Below are 21,322 nucleotides of genomic sequence, written 5' to 3'. Positions count from 1 at the left end.
CCTAGATTCTAATTGGAAGTGCACCACCTAATTCATTATAGACTTCATTTGGTGTTTTAAATCCTAAACATTTTCTAGGGCGATTATTTAGTTGCTCCTCTACCTTTTTTAATTGCTGATGGCTTACTTTGCTAAAGTTTGTTTTCTTCGGATAATACCTTCTAATTAACCCATTTATTTGCTCTACAGCACCTTTTTCCCAACTGTGATAAGGCTCACAAAAATAAGATTTATTTTTCAAAATGGCTTCTACTTTTTTAAACTCCGTATTTTCAGAGCCATTGTCATAAGTTATCGATAAACAAGAGCTTGGTGGGTAAATAGATAGTTTTTTACATATTGCATTCGATGTCGCTAGAGCTTTTTTAGATGATAATTTAGTGATGTGACACACTCTAGAAACTCGTTCAAGTAACACATTCAGCGCACATTTTCTGTCGCTAGATTCAACAGAGTCACTTTCCCAATGCCCAACGTTTTTTCTGAGATTAATGTCATCTGGTCTGTCTAAAATACTACATCTTTGACCCCAAACTGTTTTCGTTTTACGGGTTGGATATTTTTTCTTACGCTTTTTATGCTGCCTAGCTAAATATACAATAAGTGATGTTTCATTCTTGTATATATATTGATAAATGGCCTCGTGAGATACGCTGGGTAAGGTTTTATCAAATTTTATTCGTCCAGCTATGATCTCAGGACTCCACCCAAGTTTGAGTTTATCTGCCACATAGCGTTGAGCTTCAACAGACTTAAGCTTAACTCGCTTAACTCGCTTAGCTCTCTCCCTTACCCTTACTTCATAATACATTTGAGCTGGATGAGGGTAATAAGTTGGTACGTAATAATCATATTTATTACGCTTTAGCTCTCGGCTAATAGTGCTATGTGAGCGATTTAGTAATCGGCTCACCTCACGTATTGATTTTTTTTGGTAATGATACCACTCAAATAAACGACAACGTTCAAAGTTAGATAAATGTGAATATTGGGTACCCATGGCACACCTCCTGAACTTATAGTTTAGTAAAGGTGGTGCACTTCGACCTTGAATCTGGCTTGTTAATTTATAAATAATTAGAGTGGGTGTCATAGTTATGGCTTTATTACGACTAAGAAAGATTAAAGGGATGCCATATCTATCACTATCCTCATATATTTTGGACTCTAGGGCTTTCCTAGCCTGTTAATTTATGATGGGTGTCAAAGTTATTATTACCACTCAACATCTCAAATCAACATATAAATCCAACCAAATATTTCTTACTACATTGTTAATTTATAAATAATTAAAGTGGGTGTCTTATTTATGGCTTTATTATGACTAATAAAGATTAAAGGGGTGCCATATCTATAAATATCTTCATATATTTTGGACTCTAGGGCTTTTCTAGCCTGTTAATTAATAATGGGTGTCGTAGTTATTACTGGGCTTTTCTAGCCTGTTAATTAATAATGGGTGTCAAAGTTATTATTTTGTATAAATCTGTATTGGTTGACATGTAGAATGAATGCTCTACCATGTTGGGTAGAGCATTCATTCTACATGGGTTAAACACTATGCTAAAACAAGATATAGCTGCTGCACTTGAGGTGGCCTTTAGTCAACATGGCTTTGCTGAGCCTAGTGTGGCTAAGCTGCAAAAACTCAGTGGCGTTAGTTTGCGCACCCTTTATAAATATTACCCGTCAAAGCAGGCAATGATCATTGCTGCGCTTGAGTACCGCCATAATCGCTATATTAATTTTTTACTTAAAGATGCACCTGCTCCGGGAGTTGAGGCGGTTTTGCACATGTTTGATCAACTAAAAGCGTGGATGGTGCAATTTGCGCCTAATGGCTGTTTATCTATTAATGCGTTGTCGGCGTTCCCTGAAGATGAAGCTATTAGCCTTGCGGTGCAAACACATAAAAATGACGTAAAAAAACTGCTAGGTGAGCAAGGTTTAAATTCATCGTTGGCCAGTAGCTTGTTTTTGCTGCACGAAGGAGTGTCGAGTGCGTGGCCAGTTATGGGCGATGAGGCGGTTACATCAGCAAAAAACAGTATTCTTAAATTAATATAATGGAGCAACCAATGGCAAATTTACCTAGCACAATGCACGCTGTACAGCTTACCGAACATGGCGATTTTGATGTATTAAAGTATGCAACTAACTTACCGTTGCCAGCGCTTGCACAAACCGATGTACTTATAAAAGTTATGGCGGCAGGTGTTAATAACACAGATCTTAATACCCGCACGGCGTGGTACGCTAAAAAACAAAGCAGTAAAGACGATGCAAGTTGGTCTGGTGATGCGTTTGTTTTTCCTCGTATTCAAGGGGCAGATGTATGCGGCGTAATTGTGGCTGTTGGTAAAAACGTAGATCAAAGCCGTATTGGTGAGCGCGTTATTGTTGAGCCATGTTTAATTAAAGCTAATGGCGAAACGCTTAAATCGCCATGGTATTTTGGCTCTGAGTGTGATGGTGGCTTTGCACAGTTTACCCGCGTTGACTCTATTCACGCTTATAAAATCAATAGTAACTATAGTGATGAAGAGCTGGCCTCTTTTCCGTGCTCATATTCTACGGCCGAAAACATGCTGTTTCGCTCAAACCCACAGCAAGGGCAAACCGTTTTAATTACAGGCGCTTCTGGTGGTGTTGGTTCAGCGGCGGTGCAATTAGCTAAAGCACGTGGCGCTTTTGTTATTGCCATTACGAGTAAAAGTAAGGCGCAGCAGCTTGAAGAGTTAGGTGCCGATAAAGTTATATTTCGTGAAGATGATTTAATTCAAGCCTTAGGTAAAAACAGTGTGGATGTAGTCATTGACCTTGTTGCCGGCGAGCAATGGCCTGCACTGCTGGAGGTATTAAAACCAAAGGGGCGTTATGCGGTGTCGGGCGCTATTGGCGGGGCATTAGTAGAGCTTGATATACGTACTTTGTACTTAAAAGATTTAACTTTTTTTGGCTGTACAGTTATAGAGCCTGAGGTATTTAAAAGTTTAGTTAACTTTATTGAACAAGAAAAAATAAAGCCTATTGTGGCGCAAACATTCCCATTGAACGAAATTGTTACGGCGCAAAAAGTGTTTGCACAAAAACAACACTTAGGAAAAATTGTACTCACCATCCCTCATAGCGAATAGCGCGTTAAACAACAAAGCCCGTTACAAAGTAAACGGGCTTTTAAATGGTAACAAGCTTATAAGCTTTTTTTAGGCGGTAAAGCTACGTTTGCAAATATTAGCCCTGCTACAAGCGACATAAAGATTAAAAACGTTTGCTGGCCTATATGCTCGGCATAAACAAAGTCTTGGCCTTCAATAAGCGAGTTTAAGCCAATATACGTTTTACTGCCGGGTACCAGTACAATTAAGCCTTGCATGGCAACAATGGAAGCTGGCGCATTTGCAACGCGGTTAAATAAGTTACTAAACACTCCAACCGAAAGCGCACCCACAAACGTGCCTAACGTGTAGTCAAGGTACATAGCCGAACCAATACTTGTGCCATAGGCTATAAAACCAGATGCGATTGACCATCCAGCATGTTTAAGTTTGGTTCTAAATATCACTATTAAGCTGCTACAAAGTAAAAATATAGCCAGCCACGCAGTCCAGCGCGGTAGTGGCTCGGGCTGTACAAAATCGGTTTGGCCAAATATGGCAAAGCCAATGCCTATGCCAATAAAGGCGCCAAAGTACAGTTTAAATAACAGCATAAACGAGTCCATAACCCGCGCCGTACCCGACACTAAATGTCTAGCGGCAAGCTCTGCTAAACCAAGCGCTAGCGCTAAACCAGGTATAAATACAATAATGGCTGAAAGCACGACTAACCGTATATTTATATCGGGCGAAATATACACACTTATTGCACAAGCCAGCACTGCCGATACTATAGCAACAAGGGGCTCAAGCATGTGAGCAACCCGTTTTGAGCGCCCCGACCACAGTACAAACACATACACCACTAAAGTAAGCAACGCAGACCAAATAACGTCTGTCCAGCTGGTACCCATTAGCATGGCAAATGCCCCCCCCGATGTTGCAAAAGCAATACCGGTAACAAATTTATTGTACGGGTTTGGCATGTCGTAAATGGCATCAAGCTGAGCATCAACCTGTTGTAAGGTGAGCTTGTCGTCGAGCATTTGATTAACTAAGTCGTCGGTGTCGGCAAGTGAGCCTAAGTCGTGATCGCCTGGGTCTACGCGTGCCACGTGGGTGTATTCGTCTTCGTGGCCATCAGTCCAAATTACAAACGTTACCGAAGTTGGCGACATAACAAAAGACGATTTAAGTCCTAAGTAAGTGGCCACTTCCATTAAGTGTGCTTCTAGGCGGTACGCTGGGGTGCCGTACTTATGAAGCATTTTACCTAATTTAACGATAAATTTGCGTTTTTCAGTAAAGGTTGCAGTTTTCAAATCTTGTATGGACCAGTGTGTAAATAAATTAGCTAAAAGTATAGGCTAAAACGCCCATTTGTAATGGGCGCGATTTTAAACACAAATCTGTAGGAGTCTAGTCATTTTTAATCTAATTTTTTATTTTTTTCAGCAATCCATTGCGCCATATATTGCGTACTGCGCATAGTATGGTGTTTTAACATTTGTCCGGTGAAGTTTTTTTCCCTATGCGCTTTTAAATCGTTGCTTATAGAGTCAATTTTATTAATTAACGCCGCGCTTAATTTTACTTTGTCGTACAAGGTATTAAGTAGCGTATTGCCAGCTTGCTGCGCGTGTGTAAAACCGGCTTGATTGTTGTAAAGCTCAACGGCTGCATTTGCAAAGTCGTCGGTATTATTAGCCACTTTACCAGGCCATGGTAGTTCGTTGTGCATGCCCTCACTGCCTATATTGGTAGTTACACTGGGGGTTTGCATTATCATTGCTTCTAGCAGCTTGCCTTTTATACCTGCGCCAAAACGAAGTGGGGCTAAACATACGCGTGCGCTTTGCATTACCTCATAGGCGTTTTCGGCCCAGCCTTTTATTAAAAAACCGGTTTTAGGGTTATTAAGTGCTGTTGCTTTTGGTGGCGGGTAAGAGCCATAAATATGCAGTTCTGCTTTTGGTAATTGCTTGCGAATAAGCGGCCATATTTTTTGTAAGTACAGCACGGCATCCCAGTTGGGGGCGTGTCTAAAGTTACCTATGGTCATAAAGTGCTCACGTTGTTCAAACGAGTTTGTTTGCGCAGGTAAAGCGGTTAAATCGACCATAAAAGGGAGATGATGTAATAAACTGGCTTCTACGTTAAATACACTACTAAGTAATTGCATTTCAAAGCTTGAAATAATTAAGCTTAGGTCGCAGCGCAATATTGCGGCTATTTCGCGTTTTGCTATGTCTGAATGTAAATCGCTGGTGGTAAATTCTCGCTCGCCTTTGTGCGCTTCGTGGCGAGCATTACGTAGGCATTGTAAATCTTCGGTATCGAGTATTTTTATGGCATTGGGGCAATGTTTATCTACACGCCAGCCAAATTGCTCTTCCATCATAAAGCGGTCAAACATCACTATGTCTGGGTTGTACGCTTTAACGTACTCATCAAAACTTTCGCAGTTTAAGGCAATGCTTTGACTGGTTATACCAAAGTGATCTAGGTTTACCATGTGCTCGGTGCGTTGTGCTGGGGTGGCAAATTCTACTTGCCAATTTTGCGCTTTAAACGCGTTTAATAACGACATCATGTGCGTACCCGCAGCAGACGAATTTGGCTCTGGCCATACGTAACCAATTACCAGCACTTTTTTCATTACGGTGTTTCTCTAATTTGTAGGTTTACATTTACCAGTGTTTTTACTGGTGCAGTGTTTGTTTGAAGTTGTTCTTGCAGCACTAAAATACTGCGCTTAGCAAGCTCTTGCGTGTTTATATTGGCGCAAGTAAAGCGAGGTTGAATTTCGGTAATATCAGGAATATGTAAGCAGCTTACTATATTGTTTTTTAAATGCGGGGCGGCGGCTAAAACACCATGCGCAATTATATTATTAGCGCATACAACCGCGTCAATACTCGGATTATTAAGTAATGTGCTACTAAATATTTGCTTAGCATGTAATGGGGTGCTTTTTGTGCACGTAATAGCTGGCTCAGGGGTTATATTGTGTTTTTTACACGCGCTATTAAAGCCACTTAATAAACCTTGTGCAGATAAGCTTTCATCACCCACAAACAGTATGTTTTTAGGCGAATCATTTATTAGCTGCAGTGTTACTACATGGCTTGCTTTAGTGTAGTCGGGTAAAACACACGGGGCTGAGCTGTAAGGTACTTCGTGCATTAGGCTAATAACATTGTAGGCAGTAGCAAGGTTGTCGAGCCACTGCGCACAGGTACTAGCCACAGGGCAAATTATAAATGCAGCCACTTTGTATTCTTTTAAATTATTTATTAGCTGCGTTTGGCGCTCTACGCAGTTGTTACTACTAACAATAATGGCCTGAAAAAAAGCCTCGCTTAATGCCTGCTCAATATTTTTAGCAAGCAATGCCATAAGCGGGTTTGTTAAATCGTCAATTACTACAACTACTAAATTAGAGCGCCCAGAGCGCATAGCCGCTGCATCGCGATTATACACATAACCTAGCTCATCTATGGCTTGTAACACTTTTTGTTTGCTTTTATCGGCTACTTTATTACTGTGCGTAAGCACTAGCGATACGGTCGATTTAGACACCCCCGCACGGTGAGCAACATCAAAAATAGTGACCGATTTAGCTTTGTTAGGCATGGTATTTTAAGCGCGCAGTAGTGAGTAAATAGCTGCGTAGTGTAGCGTATATAATGCGTTTAAGTCATCTTTTAGCCCTGTAATTTAAAGCTTAATACTTTATGAACAGAGCAAAACATGTTTATATAACTTTTATAATCTTAAAAATAACAAAAGGATAAATACATGAACGCATTTAGGCTGTTAGTTGCCTTTATTTGTTGTGTTGTAATAATGCCAAACAGCTATGCTGAGCAAGGTTATCAAACACCTTCGCCTGAGCTAGCCGCTGTGGTAGATGCCAAATTAGCACCCACTAGTTTTTTATCGAGCGATGGCCAATGGCTTGCTTTATTTGAGCGTAAGCGCGTAGAGACGCTTGACGAGCTTGCTAAAGATGAGCTTAAACTTGCGGGTATAAAGCTAAACCCTGCTAACTTTTCACGCTCGCGTGTTAGCGCTAAATACAGCGCGCTTGAGCTTAAGCATGTGCAAAGCGGCACCGTTATTAATATTAATTATTTACCAAACGGTATTATTCGCTCGCCTAAATGGTCATCTAACAGTAAATATTTAGCGTTTGTTGTAGAGCAACAAAACCAAGCAAATTTATGGCTTTACAGTGTAGAGACAAAGCAAGCTAAAATGCTCTCAAATGCAGCGCTTAACTCGGTTATTACCGCTACGCCTTACCAATGGCTGCCCGATAGCAGCGCACTGGTTGCAAATTTAGCGGTTAATATAGGTAAACCCGCGTTAAAAAACAGCAGTCAAAATGTAGTGCCTGTTATACAGCAAAGCACAGGCGAAAAAGCCCCAGCGCGTACTTATCAAAACTTATTAACCAGCCCGTTTGACGAAGCACAGTTTAAATTTTACGGCCAAGGGCAATTAGCTTACGTAACGCTTGATGGCAATACACAAGCCATTGGCAGCCCTGCATTATTTAAATCGTTTTCGGTATCGCCAGATTCAACCAATATATTAGTTGCTGCGATAAACGAGCCGTTTTCGTATCAAGTACCGTACAGCCGTTTTGCCAGCACTTGGCAAATATGGGGAATGCGCGGTTACGCATTAGCCGAACTTGTAAAACAACCGCTTGCCGATAACATTCCACAAGGCTATGACAGTGTTCGTACCGGCCGCCGCGATTTTGAATGGCGCGCGGATCAAGGCGCAGAAGTTATTTGGGCCGAAGCGCAAGATGGCGGCGACATGAAAACCGATGTTAAGCACCATGATTATATTTACAGCCTACGCGCGCCGTTTAAACGCGAGCCTAAGCTGTTTGCTAAAGTAGAGCGCCGCTATGCTGGTATAGTCTGGGGCAATCAAAATATTGCCATGCTTAGCGACTGGCGCTTTAGCGACCGCCAAGTGCGTACGTATGTTATTCAGCCACGCAATGCAGATAAAAACCGTGTGCTTTTTTCTGAGCGAAGCTATAACGATGCGTATAAAAACCCAGGTAGCTTTATATACGAGCGTAACGATTTAGGCGCCAACGTTATTAAAATTGTTGGCGGGCGTTATATGTATCTGCGCGGTAACGGCGCGTCTGAGCAAGGTAATATTCCGTTTTTAGACCAGTACGATGTAAAAACGAATAGCAGCAAGCGTTTATGGCAATCACAAGCGCCATACTACGAGCGTGTTCGTGCATTGCTTGACGACGAAGGCAAGCGCTTTATAACTGTGCGAGAGTCTAAAACCGAGCAACCTAACTTTTTTATTCGTGATTTAGATAACGATACTCTTACGCAGCTTACTAACTTTGCTCATCCGTACCCAGCATTTAAAGGGGTTACAAAAGAGCAGTTACGTTACAAACGTGATGACGGGGTGGAGCTTTCTGGCACGCTTTATTTACCGCCAGGTTACGATGTAACCCAAGGCCCGTTACCCGTACTTATGTGGGCGTACCCACTTGAATACAAAGATAAAGCCGTAGCATCACAAGTGCGCGAATCGCCATACGAATTTACTTACATTGGTTATTGGGGCCCTATGCCTTACCTTGCTAAAGGTATTGCCGTATTTGACGACCCTAAAATGCCTATTGTAGGTATTGATGGCAGCGAGCCAAACGATAACTTTAGAAAGCAGCTAGTTTCAAGTGCGCAAGCTGCGGTTGATGTGCTGGTTAAAAAAGGCATTGCCGATAAAAACAACATTGCTATAGCAGGGCACTCGTACGGTGCATTTATGGTGGCAAACCTATTAGCGCATAGTGATTTATTTAAAACCGGTATTGCTCGCAGTGGTGCTTACAACCGTACCCTAACGCCGTTTGGTTTTCAGGGTGAAGAGCGTGATTTTTGGCAAGCACAAAGTGTGTACGCAAACATGTCGCCGTTTTTCCATGCTGAAAAAATTGACGAGCCAATGCTAATGATCCACGGTCAAGAAGATCCTAATTCTGGAACTTTCCCAATGCAAAGTGAGCGCATGTACGCCGCCCTAAAAGGCTTAGGTAAAGACGCTCGCTTAGTTATGCTTCCTTACGAAGCCCACGGTTACCGCGCTCGTAAAAGCTTATTACACGTACTGTGGGAACAAGAGCAATGGCTAGATAAGTATTTATTGAGTGATACCGCAAAGCCAGTAGAGGTCATTACTCAGCCAGTGGCAAGTACTGAACAATAGTAGATAATAGGTAACCAATAGCGCGGCTACTTTAGCCGCGTTTTTTGCTTTTAATATAGAGAGAAAAAATGATTGATGTTGCAGCGCTTGCCGTTTTTATTCCTACCTTCTTTTTTGTATCTATTACACCGGGTATGTGTATGACCCTTGCCATGACATTAGGTATGAGCATAGGTGTAAGGCGCACATTATGGATGATGATAGGTGAGCTGTTAGGGGTCGCAAGTGTTGCTATTGCTGCGGTATTAGGTGTTGCAAGCGTAATGCTAAATTACCCTAATGCGTTCGATATTTTAAAATGGGTAGGCGGTGCATACTTAATTTATATAGGTATAAATATGTGGCGCGCAAAAAGTAAAATGTCGATTGATACACATAGCCCAAGTGATGTAAGCCGCCAGTCGCTATTTACGCAAGGCTTTGTGACTGCCATTGCTAACCCAAAGGGCTGGGCGTTTATGATCTCTTTACTACCGCCATTTATTAGCGTTGAACACGCACTCGCCCCGCAACTGTTAGTGCTTGTTTTAGTTATTATGATAAGCGAATTTATCTGCATGTTAGCGTACGCCACAGGCGGTAAAAGCCTACGTTTATTTTTAAGCCGTGGCGATAATATAAAATGGATGAACCGAATTGCAGGCAGCCTTATGGTGCTAGTAGGCATATGGCTGGCATTAGGGTAATTAAATAACAGTTGATATTATCAATTAATTTGATATGGTTGATTTTGTCATCTATTTTAAGAGAAATACCTGTTTAATGAATACGCCTACTTTAGTAAATTCTGCGCTCGTAGAGCCTAAAAAAACACCGATCATTTATAAAATAATGGTGATGGTAAGTATTATTGTTTTTGTAGGCGGCAGCTTAACAGGCATTATGACTTACACAAATGTAGGTATAACTGAGCATTTTTATATAGATTGGTTTACCTCGTTTTTAAGTGCGGTGTTGGTTATGGCTCCTGTGGGGTTAGCAATGACAGCCCTTATGAATACCTTGGTGGCTAAGTTATTACCAAAAGCAAGTGAGCTAAAACGTAATTTAGTGATTAGTGTTTTTATGGCGCTTACCATGGAGTCGCTAATGGCGTTTGTAACCGCTACTAACAATATAGGTTTTGCCAATATGCGCTTATTTTATACCGCGTGGGTAGAGGGGCTATTAGCCGCGCTACCCATTGGTTTAACATTAATGCTTGTTATGTCGGTTACTGTAAAACCTAAATTAGAGCGATTTTTAAAAAGCTAAATTGCGCTTTTTAAAAACGTTGACGTGCGGCTATGCTTAGATTGAGCCACATCTTCAGGTTTACCTTGAGCAACAATTAAGCCACCTTCGTCCCCGGCTCCTGGGCCAATATCAATAACCCAATCGCTGTTACTGGCTACTTGCATATCGTGCTCAACCATAATAACGGTGTTGCCCGCATCAACTAAGCCATTTAACTGCGTCATCAACATGGCTACATCTTTTGGGTGTAGGCCGGTGGTTGGTTCATCTAAAATATACAGCGTATCGCCGCGCTGCGCACGTTGCAGCTCTGTGGCAAGTTTAATGCGCTGGGCCTCTCCGCCCGAAAGCTCAGTAGCCGGTTGCCCTAAACGTAAATAGCCAAGGCCTACTTGTAAGAGCGCATTTAGCGCACGTAAAATAGCGGGTTCATCGGCAAAAAATGTATGCGCTGACTCCACCGTTAAATTAAGCACATCGGCAATGGTTTTATCTTTGTAGGTAATGTCGAGTGTTTTTTGGTTGTAGCGCTTGGCGTTACACACAGGGCAAGGCGAATACACGCTAGGTAAAAATAACAGCTCCACGCTTACAAAGCCTACGCCTTCGCAGTTGTCGCAACGGCCTTTTTTCACATTAAACGAAAAACGACCTGCATCGTATTTACGCGCTTTTGCCTCTTTGGTATTGGCAAACAATTTACGTACGTGATCGAACAAACCAGTGTAAGTAGCAAGGTTTGAGCGAGGCGTGCGACCAATGGCTTTTTGATCAACCGTTATTAGGCGCTTTATATGCTCAAGGCCCTCGGTTATTTTGCCATGGGTTGGTGTTTGGAGTTCTTGATCAAGCAAGTCGGCTTCATCGGTAGGCATTGGCGGCGGCGTTTTTTGTCCTAAAGCATCTTGAATAAGCTCGACTAAGGCTTGGCTTACTAAGCTTGATTTACCTGAGCCAGAAACCCCCGTAACACTTGTAATAACTCCAAGCGGAAATTCGGCACTGATGTTGTGTAAATTGTTGCGCTCAATACCACTTAGCTTAAGCCAGGCTGCTGGCGTACGTTGTGTTTGATGATTTGGCTTTGCGTTATTGTTATGTTTAAAAAGATACTGACTTGTATGTGAGTTGCTCACTTGCTCTAAGCCTTCAACTGGGCCGCTGTAAACAATATTACCGCCATGCGAACCCGCATTTGGCCCTACATCAACGACCCAATTGGCGTGGCGAATTACACTTGTATTGTGCTCCACCACAAATACTGAGTTACCAGCCGCTATTAGCTCATCTAGGGCGCTTAAAAGTGCTTGCGTATCGGCTGGGTGTAAACCTGCCGAAGGTTCATCTAGCACATACACAACACCAAATAATTTTGAGCGAATTTGCGTTGCAAGCCGCAAGCGTTGTAATTCCCCGGCTGATAACGATGGCGTAGTACGCTCAAGCGATAAATACCCTAAACCAAGCTTAGTGAGTGCTTCTACGCGTTTAATAATGTCGCTTGTGATGCGCTTTGCCACAATGGCTTTTTCGGGGTTGGCTGCGTTACTTTTAGCGGGGTTATTGGCAGCAATGCTTAGTTTTTCTGCCAGTTCGCCAAGTGTTAACTGCGAAATTTCACCTATATCAAGGCCTGCTACTTTAACCGATAACGACTCTTTTTTAAGTTTTTTTCCTTCGCACTGTGGGCATTGTGATATTTGCATATACTGCGATACGCGCTTTTTAGTGCGCGGACTTTGAGTGCTCGCAAATGATTGTAAAACAAAGCGTTTAGCACTTATAAATGTACCCATGTAGCTGGGGCTTTCTTCATTTTTAATAGCCGCTTGGGTTTGCTCAAGCGTGTACTGGGGAAACACGGGCACTGTGGGCGTGTCGTCGGTAAACAAAATCCAATCACGGGCTTTTTTAGGCAGGGTATTCCACGGTTTATTAATATCGTAACCTAACGAGGTAAGAATACGGCTTAGGTTTTTACCTTGCCAAGCTGGCGGCCATGCTGCAATGGCGCGCTCTTTAATTGATTTAGTCGGGTCGGGCACTAACAGCTCTTCGGTTACGTTAAATACGCGGCCAATACCGTGGCACTCTGGGCAGGCACCTTGTGGCGTATTTGGCGAAAAAGCATCGGCATACAGTATACCTTGCCCTTTAGGGTATTCGCCCGCGCGCGAGTAAAGCATTCGCAGCGCGTTAGAAATAGTGGTTACGCTACCCACCGATGAGCGTACCGAGGGTGCCCCACGCTGTTGTTGTAATGCTACCGCGGGTGGCAGCCCTTCAATCGAATCTACATCGGGCTCATCTACTTGGTCTATTAATCTGCGCGCATAAGGCGATACCGAATCAAGATAACGATGCTGTGATTCGGCAAATAATGTTCCAAAGGCGAGCGATGATTTACCCGAGCCCGATATACCAGTAAAAACAACAAGTGAATTACGGGGCAAGTTTACATCCACATTTTTTAAGTTATGAACACGCGCGCCTCGTACTTGAATGCTGTGCTCAGGGTTTAATAAAGCCGATTGCGCTTTACTAACCTCATGTGAATTTTTAGGTGTGGTTGCCATGTAATTTACTCCTGTTTAATAACCATGTGTTTATTAACGTGCCGCAAAGTATTAATACTAATGGGGCGTCACTGAATGAGCGCTTAGTTAGTTTACTGAGCGTTTAATAGAGTGTTTACATAATAGGTAAAAACTGCGAGTATAAATTTCAATCAAGTATTAAAGCATCTAAATTTAAAAGGACGTTTAATTGTGGCAAAAATTGTCGTTAGCTTTTTATTTTTATTAGTACTTTGCGCCAATGTGTGTGCAGCGCAAAATAATGTACTAAACGTTGACCGAGCCATACCAAATAGCATGCACTTATCGTTTCCAAACGATAATAATATAACGCCTAAAAAGTCTGACTTTTCTATTGCAAACTATGTACTTATGAGCAACGAAATAGGAGAGCGTTGGGCGGTTATAACCCTTACTAATTTAGCCTCTGGCAAGCGAGAGCTTAATCAAGAACACGTGTTAGCGCTGTTTGCAGATGGCAGCAGGCTAACACCAAGTGAATTTAAATTAGGCTTTAAAGGCAATCAAACACAGTCGGTAACGGTATCGTTTGCTGAGCATACGTTTCCTATTTTAAGTGTGTATACCAGTAATGATCAGTAACATGTTTTTAGATAAGTTAAATATGTAGCAATTGCTTTAGTTTATCGGCACCGGCTCTGCTGGTGCTTAGTTCAGATTTAATATCATCATTTACAATCACCATCAATTTGCCATTAAACCAACGCTGTATTTCTTTAATGTGGTCAACGTTAACCAAATAACTTCGATGAATTCGTACAAAGTTTTTTGCTACTAGGGCATGTTCAAGTTGATCGAGTGTATCGCTTAAGTGATGAAATGTATCGCCATTCCACGCCAAACTATTGCCTTGCTCCGATTTAATAAATTTAATGTCACTTGGGGAGAGTAAAAATATCCGCTCACCGTTTTTACTAATGAGCTTATTTATGGTGTTTTTGGTTAATGTAAAGGTTTGCTCGTGTTCTGGGTTGTTAACTTGGCAGTGGGCACGCTGTAGCTCTAGTTGTTGCTGCGCTTTGGCGAGAGCTTTTTTTAGCCTAGCAATAGGAAAAGGTTTGAGTAAGTAGTCAGTTGAGGCGTGCTCAAAAGCTTCAATTGCAAATTGGTCATACGCGGTTGTGTAAATAATAATGGGCTGGTAGTTAAGTAAATCAATAAGCTCTAAGCCGTTAATTTCAGGCACTTGTATATCAAGTAATACCACATCCGGAGTTAGCTCATTAATTAATGAAATGGCCTCTTTGCCATTTGTGGCCATACCCACTACTTCAACATGCTCCATTAAACTCAATTGATGGCTTAATTTTTCGCGAGCGGGAAGCTCGTCATCGGCAAATAATACGCGCATTTTAGTCATTGTGTTTGGCTGGTTTTTGCTGCTCATAGTGTTAGCTCCAACGTAACCACTGCACCATTATTATTGCTCAGTAGTACCTTACTTTTACCAAGTTGTTTAACGCGTTTTAGTATGTTTTTCATTCCTACACCACTGCCATGGCCGTGTTTTATAACATCGCTCGAAAACCCTTTACCATTATCGCTAATTTGTATTTTAACGCCGTTAGGTAGCTCACTAAGCGTTATATTAAGTATTAACGACGTTTGTTGGGCGTTATGTTTAATGGCGTTTTCAATAATTGGTTGAATAAGTAGCGGGGGCAGCGATATGTTTTTAAGCGTATTGGGAATGTGGTAATTAACTTTGAGTTTATCGCCAAAGCGGGCTTTTTCAATATTTAGGTACTTTTCTATTATTGTAAGCTCTTGCTGTAAAGGTATTTGTTGTTGCTCTGCCGTGTCGAGGGAGTACCTTAAAATGTCAGCCAGTTCATGCAGTACTTCATCGGCTAAATCGGGGTTTGTATGAATATAAGCCGAAATTGTATTTAAGCTATTAAACATAAAATGTGGGTTTAGTTGGTAGCGCAATGTAGCAAGTTGGGCTTGTTTAAGCGCGTGTTTTTCTGCTGTTGCGCGTTTTTTGTTTTCAATAAAAATACTGGTAAAGTAAATACACGAGCCCCAAAGTAAGCCGTTAAAAACAACAAACACCCCCATCGATTTGTGCCCATCAAAAAGCTGTGTGAGTACTATATCGGTAAGTACATTACCGAGTGCCATAAATACAACAGCTATTAACCATTCAAACGCTATTTTGTTAATGTGTTTATTGCGCAGGTAAAAAATAACTGCTGCCGCACTCCAAACAGGAGCCCAGTAAAAAGTAACAAACCATACGGTAGCAGCAAGTGCACTACCCGCAGTAAAAGGTGCAGAGTTAGCAATTATGAGCCCAAGGGCATAAGCAATATCTACAACAAGTAAAATAAAAAAGCTGTATTTATAAAAAGGATGTTTGAGCATAATAGGTGCTTCTTTTTGTAATTGATTAAACCATAACAAAAAACAGTCAAAACCCAAAGAGTTTGTGTTTTGACTGCTACTCTTTTAAAAGTATGTTAGCTCTTTGATTTGTAATGTATTTTTTAATGGCTCATTGCTTGCGCCTGGCATTTTACGCCACATTAAGTTAACTCCAGTTAATTCAGTGGCCGACCACGTAACGGGGCTACCAAAGCCAAATTGTTTAAATGTAGTGAAAGGAATATCAAGCGTTGTCCACTCATCGCGCGGCTTTAAAAGTACACTAAAGTGATCCCAATCTTTTACATCACTATGATAAACAGACAGGGCAAAAGGCGTACTTGAACCTTTATATGTTAGTCGAATACCTTTAAATGATGAGGCATCAGCCGGCGATGTAAATTTTATTTCAGCGCCTGCCCACGCGCCAAAGCTGGTCGGCTTTGTAATGGTTGTATCAATAGTTAAGCTGTTTTTATGCGTGGTAAGTGTTGCCACAGACTGACCACCCATTACCGAGTCGCTCAAGGCTTGCCATGGTGTATCACCGGTAAAATCATCAATAACATGCTGAGCTTGGCGGCTTTTAACTTCTTCATTACAAGTGGGGCCTTGTGGTGTTATAGCCTTGTTTTGCGCAATTAAGGCTGGGCGGTCTACTTGTATACCTGATTTGTAAACCTCTGAGATAGTATGAATGTGGTTTATATCATCAAGCGGGTTTTGCTTAAGCAGTACAAAGCTTGCCTCAAAGCCATTAGCCAGCTTGCCAATGCTCTTGGCTTTATTAATCGCTTTTGCGCCGTTAACAGTGGCCGCATTAATTATTTCACCATTTGTTAGGCCCGCTTTTTTAAGTGCATCTAACTCGTTATGTAACCCAGTACCGTGCAGCGTGTAAGGGTTTCCGGCATCAGATCCTGTGCCTATAGTAATATTAGCTTTATGTAGTTTTTGTATATTTGCATAAGCGGTTTTACGCTCTACCCACGCGTGCTCTTTCCATTTTGAAGGTGCAGGCACGTTTTCAAACAAACACCCTTGAAGCTTTTCGGGAATGGTTTTTAGTAACTCGCTTTGAGAGCTAATAGTGTGGTTATGCTTTTCATCGCTATGGTTATGATACACCGCAAGGGTAGGAATGTAGGTTACATTATGCTGTTTCATTAGCGTAATAAACTCATCGTCAATCGCTTCGCTATTAATACCGTGCGCTAAAGCCGTTGCACCGGCTTTAATAGCGCGTTTAGCATCATTTAGTGTAGAAACATGCAAAAAATACGGTAAATTAGCCGCTTTAGAGCGTTTACCTAGCTCGCTTAATTGGCTATCAGTTAACGATTTACCCACACCGCCAAAGGTTTCAATAACCGCTTTAGTTACATGTGGATTAGTGCTTATATGTTTTTTCCATAGCGCTGCTATGTCTTCATCTTTTGCAATTTCGTATGCGTGGCCGCCAAACTGCGTGCCGTGTCCGCCAGGGTTGGTAAACAAAGTCCCCGCATAAAAAAGGTTAGGGGTTAGCTGGGCTGCTTTTAATTGAGCGGCTTCGTTTAGGGTTTGCTCAAATGAAAACAAATCAACAATGTTTGTTACGCCTAAATACAAGTTAGAATTAAAGTGCGATTTAACCGGCAAATACTGAAACTCAGTAAAGTTACTACCCGATGAACCCAAATGTACATGTAAATCAATTAAACCAGGTATTGCATATTGGTTGTTAGCATCAATAGTTTTATCGGCGTTTTGTCGTTGGTCAGTCGCTTTAGTAATACTTACTATTTTACCATCATCAATATACAGCGAACTCGGCGCAGAAAAGCTTTGCGAACTACTTTGGTATAAACGAATGTTATCGACCCGCAGGTCAATGGCATACGCACTAAAGTGGCTTGCTAAACTCAGTGCTATAACTGTTTTTGTAATAATGTTCATGACTATATTCCTTATCAAAATAGGTGTTTGGCGTTTTGTTGATAAGAAATTTAGCGAGTTTTTTAACCAGCTTCATTAATGTTTATCTGAATCGACATTATTAGAGGTTGAACCGACACAAAAGTAAATAAGCGTTGTGGTGGGGTGCTCGGGCTAACTAAATTAAGTTTTTAAAGAGCCGCTATGAGCGATAACCGGTCATTGAGGATGGCTAAATTTAGGGCTAATTAATAGATAAAGTTGTGTCGTTTATTCATATAGTCAAGCAAACGAGCAACGCGTATATCCTACATTTAAATTTATTTAAAATCTTGAAATACCCTCGGTTATTTGTTGGAATGTGGATAGATGAGCTTGAAGTCAGCAAAAATATGCGTGATGAGCGCACTATTAAATTGTTAGGCGTTGCTGAACAAGGAGAGATATTCAATGGCTTTTGCCCTCGCACCAGATCAAGAAAATGCTTACCCATCACTCATTACGGCATTGTGCGCGCGCGATGCGTATACTAGAGGCCATTGTGACCGCGTCTGTGCGCTTGCGTTGGAAGTGGGGCGTGCGGCCGATTTGAGTGCCCCCTCATTAGATGACTTGCGTATTGCCAGTCAATTACACGACGTGGGTAAGATTGGAGTTCGTGATACTGTTCTCTCGAAGCCTGGAAAGCTCACACCTGATGAAAGGGAAGAGATAAAGGCTCACTCGGTTATCGGTGAGAGAATAATTAGTGAGACATTCCTGACAAACAGAGACGAGGTCGCGTCTATTGTCAGACATCATCATGAAGCATTTGATGGAAGCGGATACCCAGACGGACTGGCTGGTGCCGATATTCCCCTGAGTAGTCGAATACTTTCGATCATTGATGCGTATGATGCACTGACGACTAGCAGGCCATACCGCATGGCTAAATCGCACCTTGAAACTATGAATATCTTGAAGCATGAAGTGGACACGAAGTTTGATCCAAATATTTTTTTGTTGTTTACAAAAGTCATAAAGGCCAGTTCGGCACGTGCCTCGTAAACGCTCGTTCCTAGAATACGGTGAACGCTGCCTAAAAAGTCTCTGCAGATGACATTTGATCCGCCACCCACTTTTTTGCTAACGCAAAAGCAGGCGTTGTCTCAAATGCACCTGAGCTCAGGCGTTGCTAATGTCTGCAAATGGCACTTAGGCGGACTTCGGCAAAGTGCGATAACTGGACACTGAAAAAGTTAAATTTATTCCTATTTTTTGAGTAGGAGCCTAATTTTATCCGATAACATTATTAAACGTCGTTTTGGGGCAAAATAACATGCTTAATTCCTAGCTGTTTAAATACTTGTTTACAAAGGTAATTATTGTTGAAATTATTAGGTTATTATAGTATACGCCGTTTGGTGTGTTACAAGCCACCAAATGGTTTTTAATAAGCTGCTCAAGGAAGAAACATGGAAAATACTGCACAATCTATTGATATTATAGGACTAGTAAAGGCTAGTGGGCCATATTTGGTAGCAGTGGCGGGTATGTTATTTTCTTTTATTCAAACTAAGCGTGTCGCTGAAATTACCAAAGAAAAAGATCTAGAAATTACCAAACTTCAACAGCAATCTGTAATTTCAATAGAAATTTTAAAATCGAAAAGCTCTGCAATATTAAAGTTGCAGGAAATTTATAGCCCCTTATTTGCAAAAGTAACAGCTACTCTAAATGTTTATTGTTGTGTAGTTTCAAGCAAGAAGAAAAGTGAAGATATTAAAACTGATTTAAGTGAAAGGTTCGCGGATGACTATAACTCATTAACATTTGAGAGCAGAAAAATAGTCTTGGCAGAGGCAATTGCTATTTGCCAATCTTTAAAGGATCACAATTGCTATGAGCTTGCAGTCAAACTGGATAATAAAATGACAGAAGCATTAGCACTAGTTGACATACCTGGTGCTTGTGCAGGTAGCGAACACGTTGAGCCTATATACACAGCTTTACGCGAATTAAATTTGTTGTACGTTGCTTTTTTCTTTCGTCTAGCAGAATCCGAGGCCGCAGCAAGCTGAACCGCTTCTTGAAGCATTACGACCGTCCGCTCATGGCACTCTTTAGCCACCGACAACATAAAAAATTGATAATAATTGGCAAGGTATTTTACTGTGTCGGATGGCGCTTCGCTTATCCGACTTACACTTACACAAGTCGCTTATTTAGGTTCACTTACTACCCAAAAAACGTCTATTCAACACTAATACCTTGCTTTAAAAGGTACTCCACTGCTGCATTAGTATGGGGCTTAAACGCCTTCCAACGGCCAATTGCTTTGTTGTTAAGTGGTTGGCGTACTTGTACTTTACTAGCCGTAGAGACCGGTGCGGTGTTTAAGTGAAAGTCTATACACTGTGCTTGCCACTCTAAATTACAAAAGCTAACTAGCTCTTTTATTTGCTGCTCGGGCTGGGCGACTAGCTCTTCGTATTTTACTAATTTTATATTGCTGTGCAGGGCGCTAAAGTGCTGCATGAGTTTGTAAAAGCGGCTGTAAAATTTGGCAGTGTCGAGTAAATCGAGCGAGTATGCGTAGTAGGGGTTATTAATGGTAAATAACTGGCGATAGTTACCAATGCAGGTGTCCATTGGGTCGCGTAGCATGCAAATAATTTTCGCGTTTGGCAGGGCTTTGGTTATTAAGTCGATATAAAAAAAGTTAAACGGGAGTTTATCTATAAAGTGCTTATGGCTGCCGGTGGTTACGCGAGTGGCGTTTAAATACGTTGTCCCAAGCTGATTAAAATCAAGCTCATACGCTTTAGTGAGTGTTTGAGTATCGAGCACATGCGGTGTTTGAGTTTGGCTTAATTTTTTAACGCTTAGGCCAAAGTCTTGTAATTCACCGGCTGATTGTACGTCGCTGTGGCTCGATAAAATACGCTCAACCAATGTGGTGCCAGAGCGGGGCATACCTAATACAAAAATAGGCTCTTGCGTTGGGCTGCCGTGTGTTAGCGCGTGTTTATTCTGCTCACTTAAATGTTTAATGTGTTCAAATAATGCGGCTGAGCTTTTATGATCAAAAGGCTGTATAGCGCGTTTAGTGGCTTTTCCTTGCTCTAGGCTGTTAAACGCATCATCAAACTTGCCTATGTCTTGGTACTCTTTTGCAAGTGCATGGCCAATGTGTAATTTTGCATCGGGGTGTGTTACTTGCTCAAAGACGTTTTTTAAGCGTTCAATATGGTTAGTTTGCAGCGTCGCTTTGGTTAAATCGCTTAATGCGAAATGGCTTGCGTGGTGCAGTGAATTTAGCGCAATGGCGCTTTCAAAGGCATTTTTGGCTTGTTCAAATTGGCCTAAAAATTTAGCGCTTACCCCTAAATTATAATAAAACTGAGGTTGCGGTTTATTTGCATGGTTAGCCAGTTCAATTGCGCAGTTAAAATAGTTTAGTGCCTCTTTGTGCAGGCCTGCTTGTGTAAGCGCTACACCTAGGGTATCGGCATCAAGACTCTTTTTTATTTGCTCAACGGGTATCGCTAAAGCGGTATTTTTGGCTTTGGTAAGCTCACCTGTTAATGCGTAACACTTTGCAAGCTGCGCGCTGTATTCAATGCTTTTACCAAGGCTAAGGGCTTTTTCTATTAGCTTTATGGCTTTGTGAATTTGCCCAACACGTAAATTAACCATCGCCAATAAAAAGTATCCATCAGCAAAGTCGGTTTTTTGAGTGACTAATTCAACTAAGGCTTTATGAGCAAGTTCAATATTGCCTTGGTTTAAATGTGTAATTGCACTTTGGTGGAGTTGTTTTAAATTTGGCTGCATTGTTTAATTTTTATTGTTTAGTTGCGC

At 41.5% G+C, this 21,322-nt stretch carries 17 protein-coding genes; 8 read left to right on the top strand and 9 right to left on the bottom strand.

The window, feature by feature from the left end; translation table 11 throughout:
* Nucleotide 1: 1 nt before the first annotated feature.
* Complete coding sequence (locus VOI46_RS20735) at nt 2–1,000, bottom strand: IS30 family transposase (protein WP_324738298.1); 999 nt, start codon at nt 998–1,000, stop codon at nt 2–4.
* Between the two features lie 560 nt (nt 1,001–1,560).
* Between VOI46_RS20735 and VOI46_RS20730 the strand changes: the two genes are divergently transcribed.
* Nucleotides 1,561–2,067 carry a TetR/AcrR family transcriptional regulator gene (locus VOI46_RS20730; RefSeq protein WP_039972541.1) on the top strand — a complete coding sequence of 169 codons (507 nt, stop codon included), beginning with the start codon at nt 1,561–1,563 and terminating at the stop codon, nt 2,065–2,067.
* 11 nt (nt 2,068–2,078) lie between these two features.
* The gene (locus VOI46_RS20725) at nt 2,079–3,137 is read left to right on the top strand and encodes an alcohol dehydrogenase family protein (protein WP_004589548.1); all 1,059 of its coding nucleotides are present in this window, start codon (nt 2,079–2,081) and stop codon (nt 3,135–3,137) included.
* A gap of 56 nt (nt 3,138–3,193) precedes the next feature.
* Here the strand turns inward: VOI46_RS20725 and VOI46_RS20720 are convergent, their stop codons facing one another.
* The 3 genes from VOI46_RS20720 to VOI46_RS20710 form a co-directional block, all read right to left on the bottom strand.
* Nucleotides 3,194–4,420 carry a threonine/serine exporter family protein gene (locus tag VOI46_RS20720; RefSeq protein WP_004589549.1) on the bottom strand — a complete coding sequence of 409 codons (1,227 nt, stop codon included), beginning with the start codon at nt 4,418–4,420 and terminating at the stop codon, nt 3,194–3,196.
* 107 nt (nt 4,421–4,527) lie between these two features.
* A complete protein-coding gene (locus VOI46_RS20715) occupies nt 4,528–5,757 on the bottom strand; it encodes a glycosyltransferase (protein WP_004589550.1) in 1,230 nt (409 codons plus the stop codon).
* Nucleotides 5,757–6,734 carry a LacI family DNA-binding transcriptional regulator gene (locus VOI46_RS20710; RefSeq protein WP_004589551.1) on the bottom strand — a complete coding sequence of 326 codons (978 nt, stop codon included), beginning with the start codon at nt 6,732–6,734 and terminating at the stop codon, nt 5,757–5,759. Before VOI46_RS20710 ends, VOI46_RS20715 begins: the two co-directional genes overlap by 1 nt.
* A 165-nt stretch (nt 6,735–6,899) precedes the next feature.
* Here VOI46_RS20710 and VOI46_RS20705 point away from each other — a divergent pair, with 165 nt between their 5' ends.
* The 3 genes from VOI46_RS20705 to VOI46_RS20695 all read left to right on the top strand — a co-directional run bounded on the left by VOI46_RS20705 (nt 6,900) and on the right by VOI46_RS20695 (nt 10,616).
* Nucleotides 6,900–9,362, top strand: a complete 2,463-nt coding sequence (locus VOI46_RS20705) for a prolyl oligopeptidase family serine peptidase (protein ID WP_282338606.1) — start codon at nt 6,900–6,902, stop codon at nt 9,360–9,362.
* A 68-nt stretch (nt 9,363–9,430) separates the two neighbouring features.
* A complete protein-coding gene (locus tag VOI46_RS20700; RefSeq protein ID WP_004589553.1) occupies nt 9,431–10,048 on the top strand; it encodes a LysE family translocator in 618 nt (205 codons plus the stop codon).
* A gap of 76 nt (nt 10,049–10,124) precedes the next feature.
* A complete protein-coding gene (locus VOI46_RS20695) occupies nt 10,125–10,616 on the top strand; it encodes a DUF2798 domain-containing protein (RefSeq protein WP_004589554.1) in 492 nt (163 codons plus the stop codon).
* Here VOI46_RS20695 and uvrA read toward each other — a convergent pair.
* Complete coding sequence (uvrA, locus tag VOI46_RS20690) at nt 10,613–13,174, bottom strand: excinuclease ABC subunit UvrA (RefSeq protein WP_004589555.1); 2,562 nt, start codon at nt 13,172–13,174, stop codon at nt 10,613–10,615. The two genes, VOI46_RS20695 and uvrA, sit on opposite strands and share 4 nt — an antisense overlap.
* A gap of 192 nt (nt 13,175–13,366) precedes the next feature.
* Here uvrA and VOI46_RS20685 point away from each other — a divergent pair, with 192 nt between their 5' ends.
* Nucleotides 13,367–13,777: a hypothetical protein gene (locus VOI46_RS20685; RefSeq protein ID WP_004589556.1), complete on the top strand. Its 411-nt coding sequence runs from the start codon at nt 13,367–13,369 to the stop codon at nt 13,775–13,777.
* A 16-nt stretch (nt 13,778–13,793) separates the two neighbouring features.
* On the opposite strand, the gene VOI46_RS20680 is transcribed toward VOI46_RS20685, so the two are convergent.
* The 3 genes from VOI46_RS20680 to VOI46_RS20670 all read right to left on the bottom strand — a co-directional run bounded on the left by VOI46_RS20680 (nt 13,794) and on the right by VOI46_RS20670 (nt 17,500).
* A complete protein-coding gene (locus tag VOI46_RS20680) occupies nt 13,794–14,582 on the bottom strand; it encodes a LytTR family DNA-binding domain-containing protein (RefSeq protein WP_004589557.1) in 789 nt (262 codons plus the stop codon).
* Entirely contained in the window at nt 14,579–15,562 is a 984-nt protein-coding gene (locus VOI46_RS20675) for a histidine kinase (protein WP_232424014.1), read from the bottom strand. Before VOI46_RS20675 ends, VOI46_RS20680 begins: the two co-directional genes overlap by 4 nt.
* An 84-nt stretch (nt 15,563–15,646) precedes the next feature.
* Complete coding sequence (locus VOI46_RS20670; RefSeq protein ID WP_004589559.1) at nt 15,647–17,500, bottom strand: CIA30 family protein; 1,854 nt, start codon at nt 17,498–17,500, stop codon at nt 15,647–15,649.
* Between the two features lie 429 nt (nt 17,501–17,929).
* On the opposite strand from VOI46_RS20670, the gene VOI46_RS20665 reads away from it, so the two are divergent.
* Nucleotides 17,930–18,526: an HD-GYP domain-containing protein gene (locus VOI46_RS20665; protein WP_004589546.1), complete on the top strand. Its 597-nt coding sequence runs from the start codon at nt 17,930–17,932 to the stop codon at nt 18,524–18,526.
* A gap of 407 nt (nt 18,527–18,933) precedes the next feature.
* Entirely contained in the window at nt 18,934–19,539 is a 606-nt protein-coding gene (locus VOI46_RS20660) for a hypothetical protein (RefSeq protein WP_004588796.1), read from the top strand.
* Nucleotides 19,540–19,711: 172 nt separating this feature from the next.
* Here the strand turns inward: VOI46_RS20660 and VOI46_RS20655 are convergent, their stop codons facing one another.
* Entirely contained in the window at nt 19,712–21,295 is a 1,584-nt protein-coding gene (locus VOI46_RS20655) for a sulfotransferase (protein ID WP_004587135.1), read from the bottom strand.
* Nucleotides 21,296–21,322: the final 27 nt, after the last annotated feature.

The organism is Pseudoalteromonas sp. CuT4-3, assembly GCF_035666335.1.
In the GTDB taxonomy this organism is placed as follows: Bacteria; Pseudomonadota; Gammaproteobacteria; order Enterobacterales; family Alteromonadaceae; genus Pseudoalteromonas; species Pseudoalteromonas atlantica.
This window is presented reverse-complemented; position numbering and strand designations above follow the sequence as displayed.

Coding starts and splice junctions, on each gene's coding strand:
- VOI46_RS20735 (WP_324738298.1), bottom strand. CDS start 1,000: ATGGGTACCCAATATTCACATTTATCTAACTTTGAACGTTGTCGTTTA.
- VOI46_RS20730 (WP_039972541.1), top strand. CDS start 1,561: ATGCTAAAACAAGATATAGCTGCTGCACTTGAGGTGGCCTTTAGTCAA.
- VOI46_RS20725 (WP_004589548.1), top strand. CDS start 2,079: ATGGCAAATTTACCTAGCACAATGCACGCTGTACAGCTTACCGAACAT.
- VOI46_RS20715 (WP_004589550.1), bottom strand. CDS start 5,757: ATGAAAAAAGTGCTGGTAATTGGTTACGTATGGCCAGAGCCAAATTCG.
- VOI46_RS20710 (WP_004589551.1), bottom strand. CDS start 6,734: ATGCCTAACAAAGCTAAATCGGTCACTATTTTTGATGTTGCTCACCGT.
- VOI46_RS20705 (WP_282338606.1), top strand. CDS start 6,900: ATGAACGCATTTAGGCTGTTAGTTGCCTTTATTTGTTGTGTTGTAATA.
- VOI46_RS20700 (WP_004589553.1), top strand. CDS start 9,431: ATGATTGATGTTGCAGCGCTTGCCGTTTTTATTCCTACCTTCTTTTTT.
- VOI46_RS20695 (WP_004589554.1), top strand. CDS start 10,125: ATGAATACGCCTACTTTAGTAAATTCTGCGCTCGTAGAGCCTAAAAAA.
- uvrA (WP_004589555.1), bottom strand. CDS start 13,174: ATGGCAACCACACCTAAAAATTCACATGAGGTTAGTAAAGCGCAATCG.
- VOI46_RS20680 (WP_004589557.1), bottom strand. CDS start 14,582: ATGAGCAGCAAAAACCAGCCAAACACAATGACTAAAATGCGCGTATTA.
- VOI46_RS20675 (WP_232424014.1), bottom strand. CDS start 15,562: ATGCTCAAACATCCTTTTTATAAATACAGCTTTTTTATTTTACTTGTT.
- VOI46_RS20670 (WP_004589559.1), bottom strand. CDS start 17,500: ATGAACATTATTACAAAAACAGTTATAGCACTGAGTTTAGCAAGCCAC.
- VOI46_RS20665 (WP_004589546.1), top strand. CDS start 17,930: ATGGCTTTTGCCCTCGCACCAGATCAAGAAAATGCTTACCCATCACTC.
- VOI46_RS20660 (WP_004588796.1), top strand. CDS start 18,934: ATGGAAAATACTGCACAATCTATTGATATTATAGGACTAGTAAAGGCT.
- VOI46_RS20655 (WP_004587135.1), bottom strand. CDS start 21,295: ATGCAGCCAAATTTAAAACAACTCCACCAAAGTGCAATTACACATTTA.